Below are 21,600 nucleotides of genomic sequence, written 5' to 3'. Positions count from 1 at the left end.
AAAACTCGAAAAATTTAAAGTGAAAAATTAAGGAGATAAAACTTATGGTTTTCAGACGAGGAAATAGTAGCAATAACTTACTTGAAGGAACTGCTGTAGACGATCAGCTCTATGGAAGTTTTGGGAACGATACTTTATTAGGGTTAGGAGGAAATGATTTACTTCAGGGCGACCAAGGAAACGATTCCTTAGATGGTGGCGCTGGTAATGATCTCCTCTTTGGTGGCCTTGATAGTGGTAGTGACACCTTAGTTGGCGGCACGGGTAATGACTTCTTGGATGGAGGAAGTGGCAACGATAGTCTAGAGGGTGGCGATGACGATGACACCATTCAGGGTGGCCAAGGTAATGATACGATTCGCGGTGGGACAGGCAATGATGTCCTCTCAGGAGTCAGTGGCAATAATTTCATCGATGGCGGTGACGGTAATGACTTTATCCAAGGGGCTAGTGGTAGCGACATTAATGGCGGTGGCGTAGATATACTGCGAGGCGGTGCAGGAGAAGATACCATCTTGGGTAATGGACAGAGTGACCTGCTCTACGGCGAGGATGGTAATGACTTCCTCGATGGCGGTGGAGATAATGACCTCCTTGATGGCGGCAGCGGCGATGACTCCCTTGATGGCAATATTGGCAATGACACTCTGGCTGGTGGAGCTGGTGCTGACAACCTAAATGGTAACAGTGGTACTGATTTAGTGGATTATTCATCCAGTACAGCCGCAGTCAATGTCAACTTAGCGACTGGTAGCGCTAGCGATGGATTTGGCACTACCGATACATTGATCAACATTGAAGATGCTGCTGGTTCTGCTTTCAACGATATCTTGATTGGCAATACGGGCAATAACCGTCTCATCGGAAACGCTGGTAATGACAGTCTGGATGGAGGTTCTGGTAACGATATTCTAATTGGTGGAGCGGGTAATGACACCCTCAATGGAGGTGCCGGTTTTGATCGGGTAGATTATTCCTCCAGTACGGCAGCTGTCAACGTTAACCTTGCCACTGGTATCGCCAGTGATGGGCTGGGTGGCAGTGATAGGCTACTTAACATTGAAGAAGTTGTCGGTTCTGCTTTCAACGATCTTTTAATTGGCAATACGGGCAATAACTTCTTTATCGGTGGGACTGGCAATGACAGCATTGATGGCGGTGCTGGTACTGACCGGGTAAATTATTCTTCCAGTACAGGGGCAGTTGTTGTTAATCTGACGACTGGCATCGCCACTGATGGCTTGGGTGGCACCGATACGCTGCTCAATATTGAAGATGTGACTGGTTCTAGTTTCAACGACACCTTAATTGGCAATGCAGGGAATAACGTCTTTGTTGGAGGGGCTGGCGATGACTCCATTGATGGCGGTGCTGGTACTGACCGTGTGGATTATTCCGGGAGTGCAGGGGCAGTTGTTGTTAACCTGGCAACTGGCATCGCCACCGGGGGGACAAGTGTTGGTACTGATACCCTAATTAATATTGAAGATGTCATCGGTTCCACATTCAACGATAACCTGACTGGAAATACTGCAAATAACATCTTCGTCGGCGGGCCTGGTAATGACACCATTGATGGTGGCGATGGTACTGACCGGGTTGATTATTCCTCCAGCATTGCAGGTGTCACCGTTAACTTAGCAACTGGTACTGCTAGCGATGGGTTTGGGGGAACAGATAGCCTGACTAATATTGAAGAAGTCGTTGGTTCTAGCTTTAATGATAGTCTGATCGGAAATACTGCAAATAACCTCTTTGTGGGAGGGGTTGGTAATGACACCATTGATGGTGGTGCTGGTACTGACCAAATTGATTATTCTTCCAGTTTTGCAGGTGTCACCGTTAACTTGAGTTCAGGTAACGCTAGTGATGGATTCGATGATACTGATACGTTGTCCAACCTAGAAAACGTAGTTGGTTCCAATTTCAACGACAATTTGACTGGAAATGCTGCTGCTAACTTGCTCAATGGTGGCACTGGCAATGATACGCTGAATGGTGGTGCTGGTAATGATACACTTACTGGTGGTGCTGGTAGCGATCGCACTGATTATGCCTCTAGTACCTCAGCAGTTAACGTTGACCTCACAGCAGGTACAGCCAGTGATGGACTAGGCGGTACTGATACCCTAATCGAAATAGAAGAAGCTTCCGGTTCAAGTTTCAACGACACCCTCACCGGGAATACAGCCAATAACTTCCTCAGTGGCGGGTCTGGTAATGACAGCCTGGATGGGGGTGCTGGCAATGACACCGTTGTGGGAGGCGCTGGTAATGATACCTTAAATGGTGGTATTGGAAGTGACCGAGCAGATTATTCCTCCAGTTTAGGGGGAGTGATTGTTGACTTAGCCACTGGTACAGCTAACGATGGACTTGGTGGTACTGACACACTAACTAGCATTGAAGAAGTTGCAGGTTCAAGTTTCAACGACACCCTCACCGGCAATGCAGGCAATAACCTCTTGATTGGAGGTGCTGGCAATGACATTATTGATGGCGGACTTGGTACCGATCAGGTGGATTATTTATCCAGCACAGCAGGTATTGTCGTTGATTTGGGAACCGGAACTGCTAGCGACGGACTTGGTGGTACGGATACACTCGCCAACATTGAAAATGTGGCTGGCTCGACCTTTGCAGATAGGATAACTGGCGACGCTGGCAATAACATCTTAATTGGAGATGCTGGCAATGACACCCTAATTGGCGGTGCTGGCAATGATGTCCTCATTGGTGTCGGTGCTAGTAGCAGAAATGCTTCTGCAATTACTATCGGTAGTTTTGGTAATCGAGGATTCCAAGAGGTTGATGTCTTAACTGGTGGAACCAATAATGATCGATTTATTCTGGGAGGTAGTAATGAATTTTACTACTTAGGCAGTGGTACAACTGGTGCCGACATTGCCATTATCGGTCAAGAAACCAGTACGGCTGGAATCTTTGCAAGAGACTTTAATGCAGGTGATTTGATTCAAGTGCAAAAAGGCTTAATTTATAGAATCCAGAACGTATTTAACCCCACTACTTCAATTACCGACACTTATATTTTCGGGACTAATGCTGTTAGTACATCACCATCTTTCCTTGATTTAATAGGAGTTGTAGTTGGAACCTCCATCAATGAAGTCGCAGGTACTTTACGAGATCAGACTAACGCTAATCTCACATTTCTTAATCAAGCTACTAGTGGAGGTGTTCCAGTTATCCAATGGTTCAACTAGATTAAGGATCTGCAATAAGACTTAGACAACATTTAGTCATAAATTAAGAGGAAAAAATGGAAACAAGCAAAAAAGCCAACCAACAAATGGAAATAAATGACCTAATTGCTGATGCCGTTACTAATGCGGTGACACGAAGAGGGTTATTAGAAACAGAAGAGGCTTTGTTAGGTTTATCTGAAGAAGAATCCGCAGGGATTATGGGTGGCTTAACCTCGCAGATTACAGATACAGAGTTGAAGAAAATTGACCTATTGTGTCCACCAACTGTAGTTGGGCTGATTGCATTACCTGATGATGAACCAGTTGTTTATCCAACAACTAAACTTCCAGTGAAGGGGATTTGTCCCCCTCTTGTAGTTGGGCTGATTGCATTACCCGATGACGAAAACTATCCACTTTCCTAACTCTTAGCCTGCAAATTTTAAAAATACTCTTTCGGTGGAGGGACAATTCATGGAAGACATTACTGCTGCTCAGACTACCCTTTGCCCAAGTGCTAGACCCGAATCTGTGGATGGTGTTGTCTTTGGTATAGTTGCTGGAGCGATCGCAGCACCTCGTGTAACTTATCTCAAACAGCCTCTACCCATCACAGATGAAGTGATGGCAAAAGCTAGCCCAGTTACACCCGCCGAAATTTTTCGCACGGCCGCATCCTGCGCGGAATCGGGTTGTCAGCATTTTAATGGCAAAGACTGTCGTCTCGCAATGCGAATTGTAGAGAAATTGCCCGCAGTAGTAGAGCAACTACCACCTTGTTCTATCCGCCGAGATTGTCGCTGGTGGCAGCAAGAAGGTAAAGCAGCCTGTATGCGATGTCCGCAAATCATCACAGATAACTATTCTTCATCTGAGCAGTTACGTCAAGCAGCAGATCCTTCTATATATTTGCAAACTTGATGATTACTGGAAATACTAGCTGACTTTTACACCCCAAAACTGATATCAAAGGAGACAGCAAAAATATGTCCTTAGCAATTTTTGAGAAAGTTAAAGAGTTCCTTGTCAGAATAGTCAAAGACGAAGCTTTCCGCAGTCAACTAATGAGCGAGAAAGCTGAAGAAGTGAAAAAAGCTTTAGAAAATGGTGGCTATAATTTTTCTCAAAAAGAATTTGAAACAGCCGCCATCCAAATATTAGAATTAAAAGAGCTAGGCGAATTTCACGATCTCAGCGAAGAGGAATTGTTAGGAGCTTTTGGTGGCTTGACAAGAATCAGTGATAGAATTGTCCAGCCACTATATGGGGTAATACACTGGCCTCCCGAAGACGATCATCCACAACCATGGCCAAAACCAAAGCCAATTGATCCGCAGCCAATGTATGGCATAGTAATTGACCCGCTTGATCCGCCTCTACAACCAATGTATGGAGTAGTTATTCCAGAAGAACTAGCATAGCCTAATCAAAGAATGAAATTTCAGGGTGCAAAGTTTAAAGTAATGTCAAAAAAGTTCATTGTCTAAGTATGCTAATAGTTGATTTACCCTATTTAGAGAGTGTTCCCAAAGACGAGTTAATTCTAGGTTCTGCTGGAGTGAGCGTGACATCTGAGGCATTCGCTTTTGGTTCAACAAGTTACCTTTTTGTTAGTGCAAATAGTAGTGCTACATCTGGTTCAGACGGTGATTTTACAAAAAATGCTACAGGAGTAGCTGGAGCATTTGGCGATAATGCTATAGCTACTGTAACAGTCGCAGTTGATGGTAATCCGGTAATTGAGAAAACATCCTCTAACTTGTTGCAAAATACTGCTGTTGAAAGTGGTTTTGTAACCGTGATTAGTTTGCCCTCCAAGCTAACTTTTTACGACTTGTGGAAAAATTTATTTTGAGAATTTTCTAAGTCCTGATTTTCCGTCGGTTCAAGTCAACTTCTAAAACCGAAATTGAGAGTTAACTTATGACATATCATCGCAAAAGCTACGCAGTTTGGGAAATTACCTTAAAATGCAATCTAGCTTGTAGTCACTGTGGTTCCCGCGCCGGACATGAACGCACCAAGGAACTCTCCACAGAGGAAGCTTTGGATCTTGTCAAGCAAATGGCAGAAGTTGGAATTAAAGAAGTTACTCTCATCGGTGGTGAGGCATTTCTGCGTCCAGATTGGCTAGAGATTGCCAAAGCTATCAATGATGCAGGGATGCTATGCGGTATGACTACCGGCGGTTATGGCATTTCGTTAGAAACTGCACAGAAAATGAAAGAAGCAGGGATTCGGACTGTCTCTGTTTCTATTGATGGCTTGGAAGCAACTCATGATCGTCTGCGGGGAAAAAAAGGCTCTTGGAAATATGCATTTAAAACCATGAGTCATCTACGAGAAGTAGGTATTTCCTTCGGTTGCAATACTCAAATTAACCGCTTGTCAGCACCAGAGTTTCCGCGCATTTATGAGTGCATTCGTGATGCAGGTGCTCGTGCTTGGCAAATTCAGCTGACTGTACCAATGGGGAATGCAGCCGACAACGCAGACATCCTTCTCCAACCCTATGAACTGTTGGATATCTATCCGATGATCGCCCGTGTCGCGGGGCGTGCTTACCAAGAGGGTGTACAACTCCAGGCGGGAAATAATATTGGTTATTACGGCCCTTATGAACGGCTGTTGCGCGGACGGGGTAAGGAGCATGAATTTTCATTTTGGCAAGGTTGCGGTGCAGGACTCTCAACTTTGGGAATAGAAGCTGACGGAGCGATTAAAGGTTGTCCTTCGTTGCCAACTACCGCTTACACAGGTGGTAATATTCGAGAGCGATCGCTGCATGACATTATTGAAAATACAGCCGAATTGCGCTTGAATCTCGGAGCAGGAACACCTGAAGGCACAAAACACTTGTGGGGTTTCTGCAAAACCTGCGAATACGCCGAGCTTTGTCGTGGGGGTTGCAGTTGGACTGCCCATGTTTTCTTTGACAAGAGAGGTAATAATCCTTACTGTCATCATCGTGCCCTTGTTCATGAGGCACAAGATTTGCGGGAGCGTGTAATTCCCAAGGTGAAAGCTAAAGGTCTACCTTTTGATAATGGTGAATTTGAGCTAATTGTCGAGCCTATAAACACTCCTTTGCCAGCAAATGACCCATTACGATTTAGCGCTGACAGCATTCAGTGGCCTGAAAGTTGGCAGCAACAACCCGAAGTTTCTTACTCACTAGTGAGGCAATAAATCATGGCAGAAAATTCAGAAAAAACAACAGACCTAGATTTATCACCATCTGAAGACTTAGAGAAAATACCCCTGCTTCCACGTTCAGCTTGGAATAGTCAATTAACTTATTTAAAAGTGCTGTTAAAAGCGAAGCAAGTCCTCGATAAATCAATACAGTTTAGATAAGACCAAAACACTTGTAGAGACGGCGATTTATCGCGTCTCGAAAACTACAAAATAATTACTCCCTAAATATTTACACATTAAATTGTTTATTAATAAGATAAACAGAGAATTATATGTCAACAATAGCTACACTTTCGGACTTATTGACTCCCAGTCTCAATCTCGATGTCGATTCCACTCTCACTCTCAGTTCCTATCGAAATCCCGATCCTAATCCCAGTCCTAATTTTGTTACCGCTCAAGGGGGGACTATTTTTTCCAATTACAGTCAGAGTCCTTCAGCGATTTTGACTACTGCCCAAACGGACACATTAGTTCAAGGTGGCGTTGCTTTAGCTATTGCTGAAGCTCAAGCGATTTTTTTAAACAATGATCTAACTTTTTCAGCCCTCTTTACTGATACTAGTATTACTGGATTAAGTGGTCAGTTTACAGGTAGTGCCGACAGTGAAACAAGGGTACTTGCTAGTTTTACAGTTGGTGCTAATCAAAGCTTCTCTTTTGATTTTTCAGCAGATTTTGCACTGACGGCTAAAGAAATTGAAAATTCCAGAGTTGAATATAATAAAGCTCAGTCTAAAAGTACTTTTTTAGTGTTAGACACCACAGATATTAATAAGCCCAAACTTTTAGATTATTTTGGCATCCAGGGTAGCTTAATATCTTCTAATCAAATCGGCGATCTGATCCTTGGTAATAGTCGCAATATTACGATTAACAGTCGTGATAAAAGTTCCGATATTAATGGCAACAATGGTACTGACTTCCTCAATGGTACTGCTATTGGGACTTATCGGCGGAATTTTACTAGCAATACCAATATAACTGTAGTCGAAATTAATATCAGTGCCGTTGAATTGGCAGGAGATACTTTAATTGGCAATCTGGGTAAAGATGTTATCTATGGAACGATTTGGAACGATAATCTAACAGGAACCAACGGTGCGGACAAAATTTATGCCAGCTTGGGGAATGATAAGTTATATGGAAAAAATGGTAATGATAACCTCGATGCCGGTCAAGGTAATGATTGGCTAGATGGCGGCGATGGCAATGATTCACTCTATGGCGGTTTGGGCAATGATATCCTGATTGGTGGTAGTGGTAATGATGTCTTAGTTGGTGGTGATGGTAATGACACATTTACTTTCAAACGTGACGATACCTTGCTGAGAAATGACTTTGATGTTATTAAAGATTTCCAGGTTGGTATTGATAAGATTGTATTCAATGATTGGGGTTACATTAATACTAGCCTATGGTTAAAACTAGGTAATATAATAGATACTGAAAATGGTGCTGTCCTCAAATTAAATTCTCTCTTGAATCAAGAAACAATACTAATCTCAGGTGTGAGTGCTAGTCAGATTAACTCTCAATCAATAACATTTAGTTAAAGCTAATTAATTTCTAGGAAAACTACTTCTATCCTGGATGATTATCTCTTAATAAAGTAGGGCTGTTTCTTTTGCTAAAAAGCTCTGATTTACAAGCTTATAAGTCAATTAGTCGCAGCGATCGCACTCCTTACTAAAATTATTGGTAGTACTCTTTACTAGATAATAGTAAATTGTGAAAAATATGTTCTTTATTCAAAGCCTCTTCCAGAATTTTGAGGAGTAAAAACTAAGTCGCCAAATCCTTAGTCCCTAGTCAATAGTCTTTTTAACTAAAGTTTAATAGCTACTAAATTTTGTTAAGTTATAAATCCAGCTATATAAAGCAAATATAAATTATTAATTTTAAAGTCTGGAGAGCTAAGTAATACCGAAGATAACTGTGAAACTTTGATGAAGTCAAATATTTGTAACACGTTAATGTAGTAGCCTATTACAGAAAACCCACATAATAGGATAAGCAGAGGTTTTATGTCATCAGAAACTATATTTTTACAATCAACTGCTACAAATCCAAACCCAAACCCTAATTTTGCTAACGCTCAAGGATCTGCTGTTTTCTTCAACTATAGTCAAAGTCCTTCAGGAACTTTAACTCAAGCTCAGACTGACACATTAGTTAAAGGTGGTGTGACTTTAGCTATTGCTGAAGCTGGAGCAACTTTTTTTGACAATGATCCAGCTTTTTCAACACTATTTACTGATAGTAATGGCATTGGGTTAGATGGTTCTTTTTCGGGAAGTGCCAATAGCAAAACAAAGGTTGTCGCTAATTTTGCCGTTGGCGCTAACCAAACTTTCTCTTTCGATTTTTCCGCAGATTTATCACTATCAGCTAAAGAAATTGAAAATCGTGATGCTGAATATAACCAAGCTAGGTCAAAAACCTCTTTCTTGGTACTAGATACCACAAATCCCAATAAGCCAAAAGTCTTAGATTATTTTGGTATTGAGGGTAACTTAGTTTCCTCTAAAGAAATTGCGAATTTGAGGCTTGCTGGTAGTCGGAATGTTACTCTAATCGATCGTGATAAAACTTCTGATATTGATGGTGACAATGGACAAGACTCGCTAACAGGAAATGCTATTGGTCGTTATCACAATAGGTTTAAGAAAAGTACCAACATAACGATAGTAGAAATTAACGTCAGTGAAGTTAAATTTTTGGGAGACACTTTAATTGACAACTTGGGACAAGACGTTATTTATGGCACAATTAAAAATGATAAGCTGAAAGGAAGCAAATTTGCAGATAAGATTTATGGCAGCTTAGGTAATGATTACCTAGATGGAAAGAAAGGTAATGATATCCTCGAAGGTGGTCAAGGTAATGATTGGCTATATGGTGATGAGGGTAATGATAAACTTCATGGCGGTTGGGACAATGATACTTTAATTGGCGGTCGTGGTAGTGATGTCTTGGTTGGTGGCGAAGGTAATGACAAATTTGTTTTCAACCGTGGCGATAGCTTGTTCAAAGGTGAATTTGATATCATTCAAGATTTCGAGGTTGGTATCGATAAGATTGTATTTCAGGGTTGGGGTAAGGTGAATACTGACCACTGGTTAAATCAGATGTTCTCTCAAGGACGAATAAGCGATACAAATGATGGTGTTCTTTTCGATTTTAATACTGGAATAACTCAAGGAAAATTACTACTTTCAGATGTGACTTCTAACCTAATTACCTCTGACTCAATAACGTTTATTTAGGAATTATTGCAGGGCAAATGTATCTAAATTAGAGAAATACTTTTCCCACAATAGTCTCATTATTGGAAAATCACTGCTATCTTATCACCAAAATCTTTGTTCAGTAAGTGTTTCATTAATTAGGTGCATTTACCCTCTACAGCAATTAAATACAAGTAGTAAATACTATAGTTAACCAACTGCAAAGTATACAAAATAATAAAATATTGATGATTGGATCGCAATATTTTTAATATCAACTAATTACGCTGTTGTTATCCAAAGTTATTATAGCTATGAATACTAAAATTACTTCTACATCTAATGTTAAATCTCTCATTGAAATGGCGATTAAGAAGCATCAATCAGGTCAATTGGATGAAGCTAAATCGCTATACAAACAGGCATTACAAATTCAATCCGAATGTGGAGGTGAATCAGACTCTTTAGAAGGTAAAGATCAAATACAATCAAACTACTCTGAGGCTTTGTATGGCATAGGAATGCTGGCGCAGCAAACAGGAAAATTCCTAGAAGCTGAAAAATTCCTGAGTCAGGCTGCACAAGTTCAACCGGACTCTGTGAAAACTTGGTTTAGTTTAGGTAATCTGCGTCAAGGTCAGGGACAGTTACCAGAAGCAGAGTTAGCTTACAAACAAGCGATCGCTCTACGCCCAGATGCAGCGCCGATTTATAATAATCTGGGCTACACCTTGCAAGAACAAGGCAAGCTTGACGAAGCAGTTGCCTGCTATCAAAAAGCTCTGGAAGTTCAACCTAACTGCATAGAAGCAGATGTCAACTTAGGGAATGCCCTCCAGATCCAAGGGAAACTCTCCCCAGATAAACAAGCCCATTATGCACAATTGAATTACAAATTGGGTTTTGGGCGGAAAAATGCGGGTGATTTGAAGACTGCCGAAGCTTACTGGCAAAAAGCCCTAGAACTCAACCCCAACTATGGAGAAGTTTATATGGGTTTGGGAGAGATTTACCAAACACAAAAACAACTAAATGAGGCAGCAGCAGCTTTTCGGCAAGGCTTAAAGCTGATTAATCCTCACTATGCCAAAGCTGTAGAAGCTAGCGACGAGGCTAAAATCCCTCAACAAGTAACAATAACACCTCTAATTCCTTTAAGAGAAATAATTGTAGGCAACCATAGGTTTCCCGCTATTCCGAGCGTAGCAGATAGTACAGACAAGCGGCCTTTCTGGAGTGTAGTAGTAACTGTATATAATCGGATCGATTATCTACTCGAATGCCTTGCCAGTGTGTTAGCACAATGGCAGGGGAAAGAGCAGATGGAAATCATCGTTATGGACGATGCTAGTAGAACGTCAGTATTTGAACTGGTGAATAGTATTGGACAAGGAATAATTCACTACTACCGCAATCCGCAAAACCTCGGTCTGCCAGGAAATTGGAATGCTGGAGTTGCTCTAACTCGTGGTCGGTGGGTTCATTTACTTCACGACGATGATTATATTCTCCCAGGTTTTTATTCCCGACTGCAAGAGAGTCTAGAAGCGTGTTTAGATTCTGTGGGAGCAGCTTTTACGGGTTATCAAAATATTAACGAGAAAGGAGAAGTAATTTTTCGCCAACAAGTGTATGGAGAGCAGCGAGGGATTGCTAAAAATTGGCTGCAACGCATTGGAGTAAGTAACTCATTGAATATGCCTGCGGTGGTAATTCGTCGAGAGGTACACGAACAATTGGGCTTATATCATCCCGAATTGACCTATACAAGTGATTGGGAAGTTTATAAACGTATTGCTGCTGTTTACGATTGGTGGTATGAGCCGGAAATCTTAGCTCGTTATCGCCAACATGCTAACAACGTGACCAGCGAACTCTTATTGACTGGGAAGCAGATGCTATCTATCCGCCGTGCAATTGAAATTTCAGAGAGTTATTTTCCCACTGAACAATCTGCTGAGATTACGGCCAAATCCCGGAGTCATCATTTTCTTTCTTGTCTACAATTTGCCCTAATTCCTTTACGGGCTGGGAATCTGGCTGGAGCTTGGCAAGTGTTAGAAGAGGCTCTAAAAATAGATTGTAGCTCGAAAGCGGTAGCAAAGTTGTTCAGTTGGTTAACACGGGAAGAAGCAACTCCCCTTCAGGAAGCAGGCTATATCCAGACAGCGCTTACTTATTATCGACAAGCGATCGCTCTAAGACCAGACTTGCAAGAGATATATTATAACTTAGGGAAAATCCTGCAAGAACATGGTGAGTGGGAAGAAGCGATCGCATCCTATCATCAAGCCTTAAAACTCAATCCCCAAAACTGGGAAATCTACACTCATTTGGGTCAGGTTTACCAAGCTCAAAACAAGATCGCAGAGGCGATTTCTGTATATCGTCAAGGATTAACTTTACTCAATCCTCACTACGCCAAAGCGGTAGCCGCTTACCAGAATGCTGAAACCACCCCAGAAATGCTCATTACTCCCCCCATTTCCCAAGGCGAGGTGACTATTGGAGCTTATCAGTTTCCAGCGATTCCACGTGTAGCAGACCCAGAGAAACCCCGACCGTTTTGGACTGTGGTGATTCCGGTTTATAACCGCACCGATTATCTGCTCGAATCTCTGGCTAGTGTGTTAATCCAATGGCCAGGAGCAGAGCAGATGGAAATTCTGGTGATGGATAATGCCAGTACGCCACCCTTGTTTGATTTAGCGAACAGTATTGGGGGAGGAGTAATCCGTTATTACCGCCATCCACAAAATATTGGAGGCGAGTCAAATCACAATGCAGGTATTTCCCTCAGTCGTGGTCACTGGATTCATGTTCTGCATGATGATGACTGTGTTCTTCCCGGCTTTTATACACAACTCCAGCAAAGTCTTCAAGAGTCTCCAGATTCCGTAGGAGCAGCTTTTACAAATTTTGAATATTTCAATGAAGAAGGGAAAATAATTGCAAAAGGAGAAGTAATTTCCTGGTTTAAAAACCATAAAGGTATCCCTCGAAATTTTTTGCCCCGAATTGGTGTGACATGTCCGTTGCAGGTGCCTGCGGTTGTCATTCGTCGCCTTACTCATGAACAAATAGGAGGTTATTATCCGCAGTTAATTTGCGCTTCTGAATGGGAACTCTATAAACGCATTGCTGTTTCTTATGATTGGTGGTATGAACCGGGAAGTTTAGCTCGTTACCGCGTACATTCCCACAGACTGACAGCTGATGATTTATCATCTGGTATTCTAGCGACCTCAATTCGCCAAGGTATAGAAATTTCTGAAAGTTATCTTCCAGCTATGTATCGCGCAGAAATTACAACCCAAGCTCGTAGCTATAACTTCAATTATTGTCTGACACGCATGGCAATCCCTCTAAAAGCTGGCAATGTTACAGGGGCTTTGCATATGCTTCAAGAAATTCTCAAACTTGATCGTTCTCCACAAGCACTAGCAAAGTTATTCACTTGGTTGACTCAAGATGAAGCAGCTCCCCTCCGGGATGAGATTGCTACTAAATTATTTGCTATTTCTGGAGAAAATATTTCAGATAGTATCCCTACTCAATTAAAACCCCCACAAACTGCGATCGCACCATAGGATATGAAAATACTTGTAACTGGAACCGAAGGTTATATCGGCTCGTTATTAGCTCCCCTCTTAATCCAACAAGGTCATGAAGTTATTGGTTTAGATACTGGCTTTTATAAAGTAGGTTGGCTATATAACGGCACCCAGGTAACTGCCAAAACCCTCAACAAAGATATCCGTCACATCACAACAGAAGACCTGCAAGGGGTAGAAGCAGTAGTTCACATGGCAGAACTCTCCAACGATCCTCTAGGTCAGTTAGCCCCTAATATCACCTACGATATTAATCATAAAGGCTCAGTACATTTGGCCAAGTTGGCGAAAGCGGCTGGAATCCGCCGCTTTATCTACACCTCTTCATGCAGTGTCTATGGTTTTGCTACTGAAGATTATGTTCACGAAGAGTCTACCATCAATCCCCAAACAGCTTATGCTAAATGCAAAGCGCTTGTCGAACAGGATGTGAAACTCCTTGCTGATGATGGTTTTTCACCCACCTTTCTCCGAAATGCCACAGCCTATGGAGCCTCTCCCAGGATGCGCTTTGATATTGTTTTGAACAATCTAGCAGGTTGGGCATGGACAATTAAAGAAATCAAGATGAACAGCGATGGTACACCTTGGCGACCCCTAGTGCATCTGTTAGATATCTGCAAAGCAATTATCTGTACCTTAGAAGCTCCGCGTGATGTAATTCATAACCAAATTTTTAATGTCGGTGATACAAATAGTAACTACCAAGTCAAACAAATTGCTCAGATAGTTGCAGATATATTTACAGGTTGTCAATTGAGCTTTGGTAAACACGATCCTGACAACCGTAGCTATCGAGTTTCGTTTGATAAAATCAACCAAAATTTACCAGGATTCAAATGTGAGTGGGATGCCCAACGCGGTGCCCAACAACTCTATAATGTCTTCCAGCAAATTGACATGGATAGAGAAACATTTGAGTCTAGAGGCTTTACTCGCCTGAAACAACTGGAGTATCTCATTCGCACTCAGCAAATCGATCAAGATTTCTTCTGGCGGACTGTTTAAATTCAAAATCTGATTTTGGCAAAAAAATATAAATTATGAATTTACCCAAACCAATAACTGGTAATTGTATGTTTTGTGGGACAGGGTTGCACCATACCTTTGTCGATTTAGGTATGTCTCCTCCCTGTGAAAGTTATCGCAGTCTCAAACAACTTAATGAAGTTGAGCCTTTTTATCCTCTCCATGTCTATGTTTGCGAAGAGTGTTTTTTAGTTCAACTCCAAGAATACATTAGCCCAGAAAATATTTTTAGCGACTACGCTTATTTCTCTTCTTACTCTGATAGCTGGTTACAACATGCCAAGAAATACGTTGATTTCATAGTAGAACGTTTCCAATTAAATCAGGAAAGTCAGGTAATAGAAATTGCTAGTAATGATGGCTACTTGCTGCAATACTTTGTTGGTAAAGACATCCCAGCGCTGGGAATAGAGCCAGCAGCAAATGTTGCTGAGGTAGCAATTAAAAAAGGCATTCCTACAGTTGTCAAATTTTTTGGACAGGAGACAGCCAAAGAACAGGTTGCAAAGGGCAAACAGGCAGATTTATTATTAGGAAATAACGTCCTTGCTCACACACCTTATCTCAATGATTTTGTTAAAGGGATGAAAATTATCCTCAAACCGCATGGTGTAATTACTATGGAATTTCCCCACCTGATGCGGTTAATCGAGGAAAATCAGTTTGATACTATTTACCATGAGCATTTCTCTTATTTTTCTTTCCTCACCGTCGAAAAGATTTTTGCTGCTCACGGGTTGACAATTTTTGATGTAGAAGAATTAACTACTCATGGCGGCTCTTTGAGAATTTATGCTCGCCATAGTGAAGATTCTTCTAAAGCAATTAGCCATCAAGTATCAGAACTTAAATATAGAGAAGAAGCGGCTGGGTTTACACAATTAGAATACTATTTTTCCTTTGGTGAACAAGTCAAAGAAACTAAACGCAAGTTATTAGATTTCTTGATCAAAGTCAAACGAGAGGGAAAATCGATTGTTGGTTATGGTGCTCCAGGTAAGGGAAATACTCTCTTAAACTACTGTGGTATCCGCACAGATTTTCTTGACTACACAGTAGACCGTAACCCTTACAAACAGGGTCAATTTTTACCAGGAACTCATATTCCAATTTTCCATCCAGACAAAATTGCAGAAACCAAGCCTGACTATGTACTCATTTTGCCCTGGAATTTGAAAAATGAGATTATGGCACAAATATCTTACATTCGGGATTGGGGAGGTCAATTTGTTGTACCAATTCCTGAAGTTAATGTCTACTCTTAAGTATTTAATATTTTTTTCATCATTAAAAAGGGGTAAGTAACATGAAAGTAGTTTTATTTTGTGGTGGTTTAGGAACTAGAATGAGAGAGTATTCAGAAAGTATTCCTAAGCCAATGGTGAATATTGGTTATAGACCAATCTTATGGCATGTAATGAAATACTACGCTCACTATGGGCACAAAGATTTTATCTTATGTCTTGGTTACAAGGCTGATCTCATTAAAAGCTACTTTTTGAATTACAATGAATGGCTATCTAATAATTTTAGCCTTTCACAAGGTAGCCAAATTCAGTTGTTTAACCGTGATATTCAAGACTGGAATATTACATTTGTAGATACAGGTTTAACTGCCAATATTGGTCAAAGATTCAAGGCAGTAGAAAAGTATCTAGAAGGAGAAGAAGTATTTTTAGCTAACTACAGCGATGGTTTGACAGACTTACATCTACCAACGCACATTAAGCATTTTTATCAACGTGATAAAATCGGTAGTTTTTTGTGTGTCAGACCAAGCCAAAGTTTTCACCTAGTTGACATGGATCAGGATGGCTTAGTCAGGGATCTCAAAGATGTCAAACAACGTGATATTTGGATTAATGGAGGATATTTTATCTTTAAAAAAGAAATTTTTAACTATATTGAGAAAGGGGAAGAACTTGTCCTTGAACCTTTTCAAAGACTGATTGCCAAAGAAGAACTGATTGCATATAAATACACTGGTTTTTTTGGGGTTATGGATACGTTTAAAGAGAAGCAACAGTTGGATGATATGTATGGTCAAGGCGAAAGACCTTGGGAAGTATGGAGAGATAAACAACTAGAAGTAACTCATGTATGATCCAACTTAGCTTCAACAAGCCAGAAGAATCTGAGTACAAAATCCTTTGTCTAGGTTCTCATTGCGATGATATTGAGATTGGTTGTGGAGGCACAATCTTAAAGCTGATAGAGAATTATCAGCATATTGTCGTCTATTGGGTTGTCTTTAGTTCCAACGAACAAAGAGCACAGGAAGCAACGACAAGTGCCAATCTTTTTTTAAAAGAAATTCCGGTCAAGAAAATTATCATTAAAAATTTTCGAGATGGTTTTCTACCTTTTCAAGGGATAGAGGTGAAGGAATGCTTTGAGCAGTTGAAGCAGGAATTTGCACCAGATATAATCTTTACTCACCATCGAGACGATCGCCATCAAGATCACCGCTTAATTTCCGATATGACTTGGAATACCTTTAGAAATCATTTAATTTTGGAATATGAGATACCTAAATATGATGGTGATTTAGGTATTCCTAATTTCTTCGTCCATTTAGATGAGTCACTTTGCCGTCGAAAAATACAATATATTTTAGAGGCATTTCCTACCCAAAATAATAAGCAGTGGTTTATGGAAGATACTTTTCGTTCAATTCTCAGAATTCGTGGAATTGAATCAAATTCGCCCAGTAAATATGCTGAGGCATTTTACTGTCGAAAAATATTTTTCTAAAAAATTAGATGTTTAATTTTTCTCTGAAATTTGTAAATTCATGATATTCACCGAAACTAAAATCAAAGGGGCATTTATTATTGATTTAGAGTTGCAACGAGATATTCGGGGCTTTTTTGCTCGGACTTTCTGTATTCAGGAATTTAGGGATCATGGTTTAAAACCAACTATTACCCAATGCAATTTATCTTTTAACTATAAAAAAGGAACGTTGCGGGGTATGCATTATCAAAAGCCTCCTTCTCAAGAAACAAAATTGGTACGTTGCATCAAAGGAGCTATTTATGATGTAATTATTGATTTACGTCTAGAATCTCCTAGCTATTTATCCCATATTGGTATAGAGTTGACCGCCGAAAATCGTCTTGCTCTCTATATCCCCGATAGGTGTGCTCATGGGTTCCAAACGCTCACCGACGAAACTGAAGTGACTTATCAAATGGGTGACTTCTACGCCCCAGAATATGCCTCTGGTTATCGTTATGATGATCCAGCTTTTGGAATTGAATGGCCGTTACCAATAAGTGAAATATCTGAGAAAGATAGGGCTTGGACTTTATTTGAACAGAAAAAGATCGAGACACATCGGGGAGTATAAAAACAGTGAATACAATCTATTTCGATGCCACTGTCAATGACGATGTGAGAAGAGATTATCTTTACAAGGGACAGCTATTTGTTTTTTCTCCCTGTCCCAGCGCGATCGCATTTTGCGAATTTGCTCGTCAAATGGTCGAGGAGGCCTTTGCACCGCTAGATCCTAGAACAGCACAGCATAATTTGCCTATAGAAGCATACGTTGAAATTTTAGCGGAACTCAAGCCAGTCTTTATTCACCACCCTGCATCGAAACAATTCATTCAAGATATCTTGAAGGAAACTGGATGTGACTTAAGGAAAACTTACTTTGATGTACCTCGCCTGAGAACTGCAACTAGTGATGGCTATCTGACATCCGGTATTGCTTACGCTTTTCATCCTCATCGTGATACCTGGTACTCGGCTCCTCCCTGTCAAATCAACTGGTGGCTTCCCATCTACGATATTACGTCAGAAAATGTCATGGCGTTTCATCCTCGCTATTGGAGTCAGCCAGTTAAGAATAGTTCAAGTGATTATAACTACACTCAATGGAACAAAGAAAGTCGCAAAACTGCTGCCAAACACATTAAAACAGATACGCGCCAGCAACCTTTTCCAGAAGAAACTTTAGAATTAGAGCCACAATTGCGATTGGTTACAAAAGTTGGTGGTATGATTCTCTTCTCAGGGGCGCAGATGCACTCAACAGTACCCAACACTTCAGGCTATACACGCTTCAGTATCGACTTTAGAACTGTGCATCTAGATGACGTGATTGCTCAACAGGGCGCACCAAATATTGATTCAGCCTGCACGGGAACTTCTTTAGGCGACTTCTTACGGGGTACAGACTTTTGCCGTATACCTGAATATTTGGTGACTCTCTATGACAGCCAAGTACCAACAGAAGCGATCGCTTCTAAATCTTTGACGATCGGCCATTCTGTGTTTGACATGAAATCTTAGTCAAGGAGAAAACCTATGTCTTTGATTAGCTTTAATGCTTTAAAGAAACAGTCTTTTGAAGAATCGCAGGCGTTACAACAAAAAAGTCATTCTCTGATTCCTGGTGGTTCCCATACTTATGCTAAGGGTGATGACCAATTTCCAGAAACGGCACCAGGCTTTATTGTTAGAGGTGAAGGTTGTCATGCGTGGGATTTAGATGGCAATGAATTTATTGAATATGGAATGGGGCTACGTGCTGTCACTTTAGGACACGCTTACCCACCCGTCGTGGAAGCAGCTTATCGGCAAATGCTCCTTGGCAATAATTTTACTCGACCGGCAACTATTGAAGTGGAATGTGCTGAGGAACTACTCAGTTGGATTCCTGGTGCAGACATGGTTAAATTTGCCAAAGATGGCTCAACGGTAACTACCGCAGCCATTACCCTTGCAAGAGCTTATACGGGAAGAGAAATGGTTGCCATTTGTGCTGATCATCCTTTCTTTTCATACAATGACTGGTTTATTGGCAGTACTCCTATGTCTGCTGGTATTCCCCAAGTGATTCAAGATTTAACGGTGAAATTTAATTTTAATGATGTTGAAAGTTTAAAAAAGGTTTTTGCTGATCATCCAGGGAAGATTGCTTGTGTCATTTTAGAACCAGCTAAATATGAAGACCCATCCCATAATTTTCTTCATGAGATACAAAAACTCTGCCAAGAAAATGGAGCAATTTTTATCTTTGATGAGATGATTACTGGATTCCGTTGGTCTAGTGGGAATGCCCAAACTTACTACGGTGTTGTTCCTGACTTATCAACATTTGGGAAAAGTATGGGAAACGGTTTTGCTGTTTCGGCATTAGTTGGTAAACGAGAGATTATGGAGTTAGGTGGAATTTATCACGATCAAGAGCGAGTATTTTTACTCTCAACTACTCATGGAGCAGAAAATCATGGACTAGCTGCTGCGATCGCCACGATGAAAATTTTCCGACAACAAGGAGTAATTGAGTATCTATATCAACAAGGAGAAAGATTACGCCAGGGAATTAATCAGGCGATCGCAGCCAATGAACTTCAAGATTACTTCCAAGTTGTTGGCAAAGCTTGCAATTTAATTTACGTAACTCTTGACGAAAAAAAACAATCATCTCAAGCATTTAGAACTCTATTCCTGCAAGAAACCATCAAACGAGGATTGCTCCTGCCTTCTTTAGTTGTCAGCTTTTCTCATAGTAATCAGGATATTGATCTCACAATTGATGCTATCAGTGAATCTTTAAAGGTTTATCGCAAAGCTCTAGAATCTGGAATTGAAAAGTATTTGATTGGTCGTTCAGTAAAACCTGTATTTAGGAAATATTGTTGATGAGAATAGTTAATATTCATAAGATGCTTTTGAAAAAATCTCATGAGTTTTGTAAAGTGCGTTACGCTATCGTTAACACACCCTACCTATCTTTCAAAAATTAAACATTAGTTCTACATAAGTCTTTCTTACATTCTTAAATATATATAAATGAGGGAAATATAATGCTAAACAATAATCAATCTGTAATTGATTACAAGATGCAAACTACTTTCACAACAAGTGATATTGCTGAAGATATATATCAACTGATAACTAAACTATATCCTATCTGTCGTAGCATTACAGGTAATGGACTTAGAGATACCCTGAAAATTATCCAGCAATATATTCCTTTATCAATCCAGGAAGTACCGACGGGAACTGAGGTATTTGATTGGATAGTTCCGAAAGAATGGAATATTAAAGAGGCCTACATTAAAAACTCTCAAGGTAAGAAAATTGTAGATTTTGCTAACTCGAATCTACACATTGTTAATTATAGTATTCCAGTACATCAAAAGCTATCTCTTCAAGAACTCAAAGCACATTTATTTACACTTGCCGATTATCCTAATTGGATTCCCTACCGGACTTCCTACTATCAAGAAACTTGGGGCTTTTGTCTGAGTCACAATCAATATTTAGAACTAAAGGATGAAGAGTATGAAGTTTTTATTGATTCCTCCCTTGAACCAGGTCATCTGAGCTATGGTGAGTATTATATTCCAGGAGACAGTACTGATGAAGTCTTAATTTCTTGCCATGCCTGTCATCCTTCACTGTGTAATGATAATCTTTCGGGAATTGCGATCGCTACTTTTATCGCTAAATATTTAAGTCAAACTACACCAAGATATTCCTATCGATTTCTCTGGATTCCAGGAACCATTGGCTCAATTACATGGTTAGCTCTCAACGAGGCTAAAGTAAATAATATCAAACATGGCTTGGTATTGTCTTGTTTAGGAGATTCAGGAAATTTTACTTACAAAACAAGCCGTATAGGTGACGCGGAAATTGATAAAGTTGCTGCTTATGTACTCAGAAACTCAAAACAAAATTGCGAAATTATAGATTTTTTACCCTATGGCTATGATGAGCGACAATATTGCTCACCTGGATTTAATTTAGCTGTAGGTTGCATGATGCGATCGCCTCATGGGACTTTTCCTGAATACCACACCTCAGCAGATGATTTAAATTTTGTTCAACCCCAATATCTTGCCGAGTCATTCTTCCAATGTAATTCGATATTGGATATCCTCAATAATAACGAAATCTACTACAACAAAAATTCCAAATGTGAACCACAGTTAGGTAAAAGAGGAATATATCGGGCAGCTGGTGGTCACAAAAATAGCGAACTAAATGAAATGGCAATCTTGTGGGTTTTAAATTTATCTGATGGTCACCATACTCTTCTAGATATTGCAGAAAGGTCGGGAATGCCATTTGATGTGATTAAATATGCTGCTGATACATTATTAACACATGACTTGTTAACAAGTGAAAAGCAAAAATAATCTCTCTGAGAAGATATTTGGACAGTTTTAAACTGTACTAAAAAACCTCTCTCCGTTTTGGGGCTACGGTGTACACACAAGTCCTAAAAACCTATCTTGACGAACCTTTCCTCGTTTTCCTCGTTCCCATACTCTGTATGGAAATGCATTCATTGAGTCT

Annotated in this window: 18 protein-coding genes; all 18 read left to right on the top strand. The window is 40.4% G+C overall.

The features are described 5' to 3' along the window. The first annotated feature begins 44 nt into the window (after window positions 1-44). The 18 genes from A4S05_RS10990 (at window position 45) to A4S05_RS10910 (ending at window position 21,440) form a co-directional block, all read left to right on the top strand. Complete coding sequence (locus A4S05_RS10990; RefSeq protein ID WP_069069870.1) at window positions 45-3,224, top strand: beta strand repeat-containing protein; 3,180 nt, start codon at window positions 45-47, stop codon at window positions 3,222-3,224. 56 nt (window positions 3,225-3,280) lie between these two features. Continuing rightward, window positions 3,281-3,631, top strand: coding sequence for a hypothetical protein (locus tag A4S05_RS10985; RefSeq protein WP_069069869.1), 351 nt, complete (start codon window positions 3,281-3,283; stop codon window positions 3,629-3,631). Window positions 3,632-3,680: 49 nt separating this feature from the next. Further along, complete coding sequence (locus A4S05_RS10980; protein WP_069069868.1) at window positions 3,681-4,127, top strand: nitrogen fixation protein; 447 nt, start codon at window positions 3,681-3,683, stop codon at window positions 4,125-4,127. Between the two features lie 65 nt (window positions 4,128-4,192). Then, the gene (locus tag A4S05_RS10975) at window positions 4,193-4,627 is read left to right on the top strand and encodes a Nif11-like leader peptide family RiPP precursor (RefSeq protein ID WP_069069867.1); all 435 of its coding nucleotides are present in this window, start codon (window positions 4,193-4,195) and stop codon (window positions 4,625-4,627) included. 68 nt (window positions 4,628-4,695) lie between these two features. Next, window positions 4,696-5,061, top strand: coding sequence for a hypothetical protein (locus tag A4S05_RS10970; RefSeq protein ID WP_069069866.1), 366 nt, complete (start codon window positions 4,696-4,698; stop codon window positions 5,059-5,061). A gap of 68 nt (window positions 5,062-5,129) precedes the next feature. After that, window positions 5,130-6,395 (top strand): nif11-class peptide radical SAM maturase 3, encoded by a 1,266-nt coding sequence (locus tag A4S05_RS10965; protein WP_069069865.1) that lies wholly within the window; start codon window positions 5,130-5,132, stop codon window positions 6,393-6,395. A 3-nt stretch (window positions 6,396-6,398) separates the two neighbouring features. Next, window positions 6,399-6,563, top strand: a complete 165-nt coding sequence (locus A4S05_RS41490; protein WP_176726972.1) for a hypothetical protein — start codon at window positions 6,399-6,401, stop codon at window positions 6,561-6,563. A gap of 113 nt (window positions 6,564-6,676) precedes the next feature. Continuing rightward, a complete protein-coding gene (locus tag A4S05_RS10960; RefSeq protein ID WP_069069864.1) occupies window positions 6,677-7,960 on the top strand; it encodes a calcium-binding protein in 1,284 nt (427 codons plus the stop codon). 471 nt (window positions 7,961-8,431) lie between these two features. After that, window positions 8,432-9,673, top strand: coding sequence for a calcium-binding protein (locus A4S05_RS10955; protein ID WP_069069863.1), 1,242 nt, complete (start codon window positions 8,432-8,434; stop codon window positions 9,671-9,673). Window positions 9,674-9,948: 275 nt separating this feature from the next. Further along, a complete protein-coding gene (locus A4S05_RS10950; RefSeq protein ID WP_069069862.1) occupies window positions 9,949-13,224 on the top strand; it encodes a tetratricopeptide repeat protein in 3,276 nt (1,091 codons plus the stop codon). 3 nt (window positions 13,225-13,227) lie between these two features. After that, window positions 13,228-14,256 carry an NAD-dependent epimerase/dehydratase family protein gene (locus tag A4S05_RS10945; protein ID WP_069069861.1) on the top strand — a complete coding sequence of 343 codons (1,029 nt, stop codon included), beginning with the start codon at window positions 13,228-13,230 and terminating at the stop codon, window positions 14,254-14,256. Between the two features lie 35 nt (window positions 14,257-14,291). Next, complete coding sequence (locus A4S05_RS10940) at window positions 14,292-15,542, top strand: class I SAM-dependent methyltransferase (RefSeq protein ID WP_069069860.1); 1,251 nt, start codon at window positions 14,292-14,294, stop codon at window positions 15,540-15,542. 41 nt (window positions 15,543-15,583) lie between these two features. Further along, window positions 15,584-16,381: a sugar phosphate nucleotidyltransferase gene (locus A4S05_RS10935; protein ID WP_069069859.1), complete on the top strand. Its 798-nt coding sequence runs from the start codon at window positions 15,584-15,586 to the stop codon at window positions 16,379-16,381. Continuing rightward, a complete protein-coding gene (locus A4S05_RS10930; RefSeq protein WP_069069858.1) occupies window positions 16,378-17,031 on the top strand; it encodes a PIG-L deacetylase family protein in 654 nt (217 codons plus the stop codon). Before A4S05_RS10935 ends, A4S05_RS10930 begins: the two co-directional genes overlap by 4 nt. 40 nt (window positions 17,032-17,071) lie before the next feature. Then, window positions 17,072-17,629 (top strand): dTDP-4-dehydrorhamnose 3,5-epimerase, encoded by a 558-nt coding sequence (rfbC, locus tag A4S05_RS10925; RefSeq protein ID WP_069069857.1) that lies wholly within the window; start codon window positions 17,072-17,074, stop codon window positions 17,627-17,629. A 5-nt stretch (window positions 17,630-17,634) separates the two neighbouring features. Beyond that, entirely contained in the window at window positions 17,635-18,579 is a 945-nt protein-coding gene (locus tag A4S05_RS10920; protein ID WP_069069856.1) for a hypothetical protein, read from the top strand. A gap of 15 nt (window positions 18,580-18,594) precedes the next feature. Continuing rightward, on the top strand, window positions 18,595-19,935 hold the full coding sequence (locus A4S05_RS10915; protein WP_069069855.1) for a glutamate-1-semialdehyde 2,1-aminomutase: 1,341 nt from the start codon (window positions 18,595-18,597) through the stop codon (window positions 19,933-19,935). 164 nt (window positions 19,936-20,099) lie between these two features. Then, a complete protein-coding gene (locus A4S05_RS10910; protein WP_084227072.1) occupies window positions 20,100-21,440 on the top strand; it encodes a DUF4910 domain-containing protein in 1,341 nt (446 codons plus the stop codon). Window positions 21,441-21,600: the final 160 nt, after the last annotated feature.

The sequence above is a fragment of the Nostoc sp. KVJ20 genome, assembly GCF_001712795.1.
In the GTDB taxonomy this organism is placed as follows: Bacteria; Cyanobacteriota; Cyanobacteriia; order Cyanobacteriales; family Nostocaceae; genus Nostoc.
The sequence above is the reverse complement of the archived record's forward strand: the minus strand, read 5'-3'. Positions and strand labels throughout refer to the sequence as shown.

Excerpts from the sequence above, each read along its gene's own strand:
- A4S05_RS10955 (WP_069069863.1), top strand. The coding sequence starts at position 8,432 with ATGTCATCAGAAACTATATTTTTACAATCAACTGCTACAAATCCAAAC.
- A4S05_RS10970 (WP_069069866.1), top strand. The coding sequence starts at position 4,696 with ATGCTAATAGTTGATTTACCCTATTTAGAGAGTGTTCCCAAAGACGAG.
- A4S05_RS10985 (WP_069069869.1), top strand. The coding sequence starts at position 3,281 with ATGGAAACAAGCAAAAAAGCCAACCAACAAATGGAAATAAATGACCTA.
- A4S05_RS10935 (WP_069069859.1), top strand. The coding sequence starts at position 15,584 with ATGAAAGTAGTTTTATTTTGTGGTGGTTTAGGAACTAGAATGAGAGAG.
- A4S05_RS10990 (WP_069069870.1), top strand. The coding sequence starts at position 45 with ATGGTTTTCAGACGAGGAAATAGTAGCAATAACTTACTTGAAGGAACT.
- A4S05_RS10980 (WP_069069868.1), top strand. The coding sequence starts at position 3,681 with ATGGAAGACATTACTGCTGCTCAGACTACCCTTTGCCCAAGTGCTAGA.
- A4S05_RS10960 (WP_069069864.1), top strand. The coding sequence starts at position 6,677 with ATGTCAACAATAGCTACACTTTCGGACTTATTGACTCCCAGTCTCAAT.
- A4S05_RS10940 (WP_069069860.1), top strand. The coding sequence starts at position 14,292 with ATGAATTTACCCAAACCAATAACTGGTAATTGTATGTTTTGTGGGACA.
- A4S05_RS10945 (WP_069069861.1), top strand. The coding sequence starts at position 13,228 with ATGAAAATACTTGTAACTGGAACCGAAGGTTATATCGGCTCGTTATTA.
- A4S05_RS10965 (WP_069069865.1), top strand. The coding sequence starts at position 5,130 with ATGACATATCATCGCAAAAGCTACGCAGTTTGGGAAATTACCTTAAAA.
- A4S05_RS10950 (WP_069069862.1), top strand. The coding sequence starts at position 9,949 with ATGAATACTAAAATTACTTCTACATCTAATGTTAAATCTCTCATTGAA.
- A4S05_RS10930 (WP_069069858.1), top strand. The coding sequence starts at position 16,378 with ATGATCCAACTTAGCTTCAACAAGCCAGAAGAATCTGAGTACAAAATC.
- A4S05_RS10915 (WP_069069855.1), top strand. The coding sequence starts at position 18,595 with ATGTCTTTGATTAGCTTTAATGCTTTAAAGAAACAGTCTTTTGAAGAA.
- A4S05_RS10975 (WP_069069867.1), top strand. The coding sequence starts at position 4,193 with ATGTCCTTAGCAATTTTTGAGAAAGTTAAAGAGTTCCTTGTCAGAATA.
- rfbC (WP_069069857.1), top strand. The coding sequence starts at position 17,072 with ATGATATTCACCGAAACTAAAATCAAAGGGGCATTTATTATTGATTTA.
- A4S05_RS41490 (WP_176726972.1), top strand. The coding sequence starts at position 6,399 with ATGGCAGAAAATTCAGAAAAAACAACAGACCTAGATTTATCACCATCT.
- A4S05_RS10910 (WP_084227072.1), top strand. The coding sequence starts at position 20,100 with ATGCTAAACAATAATCAATCTGTAATTGATTACAAGATGCAAACTACT.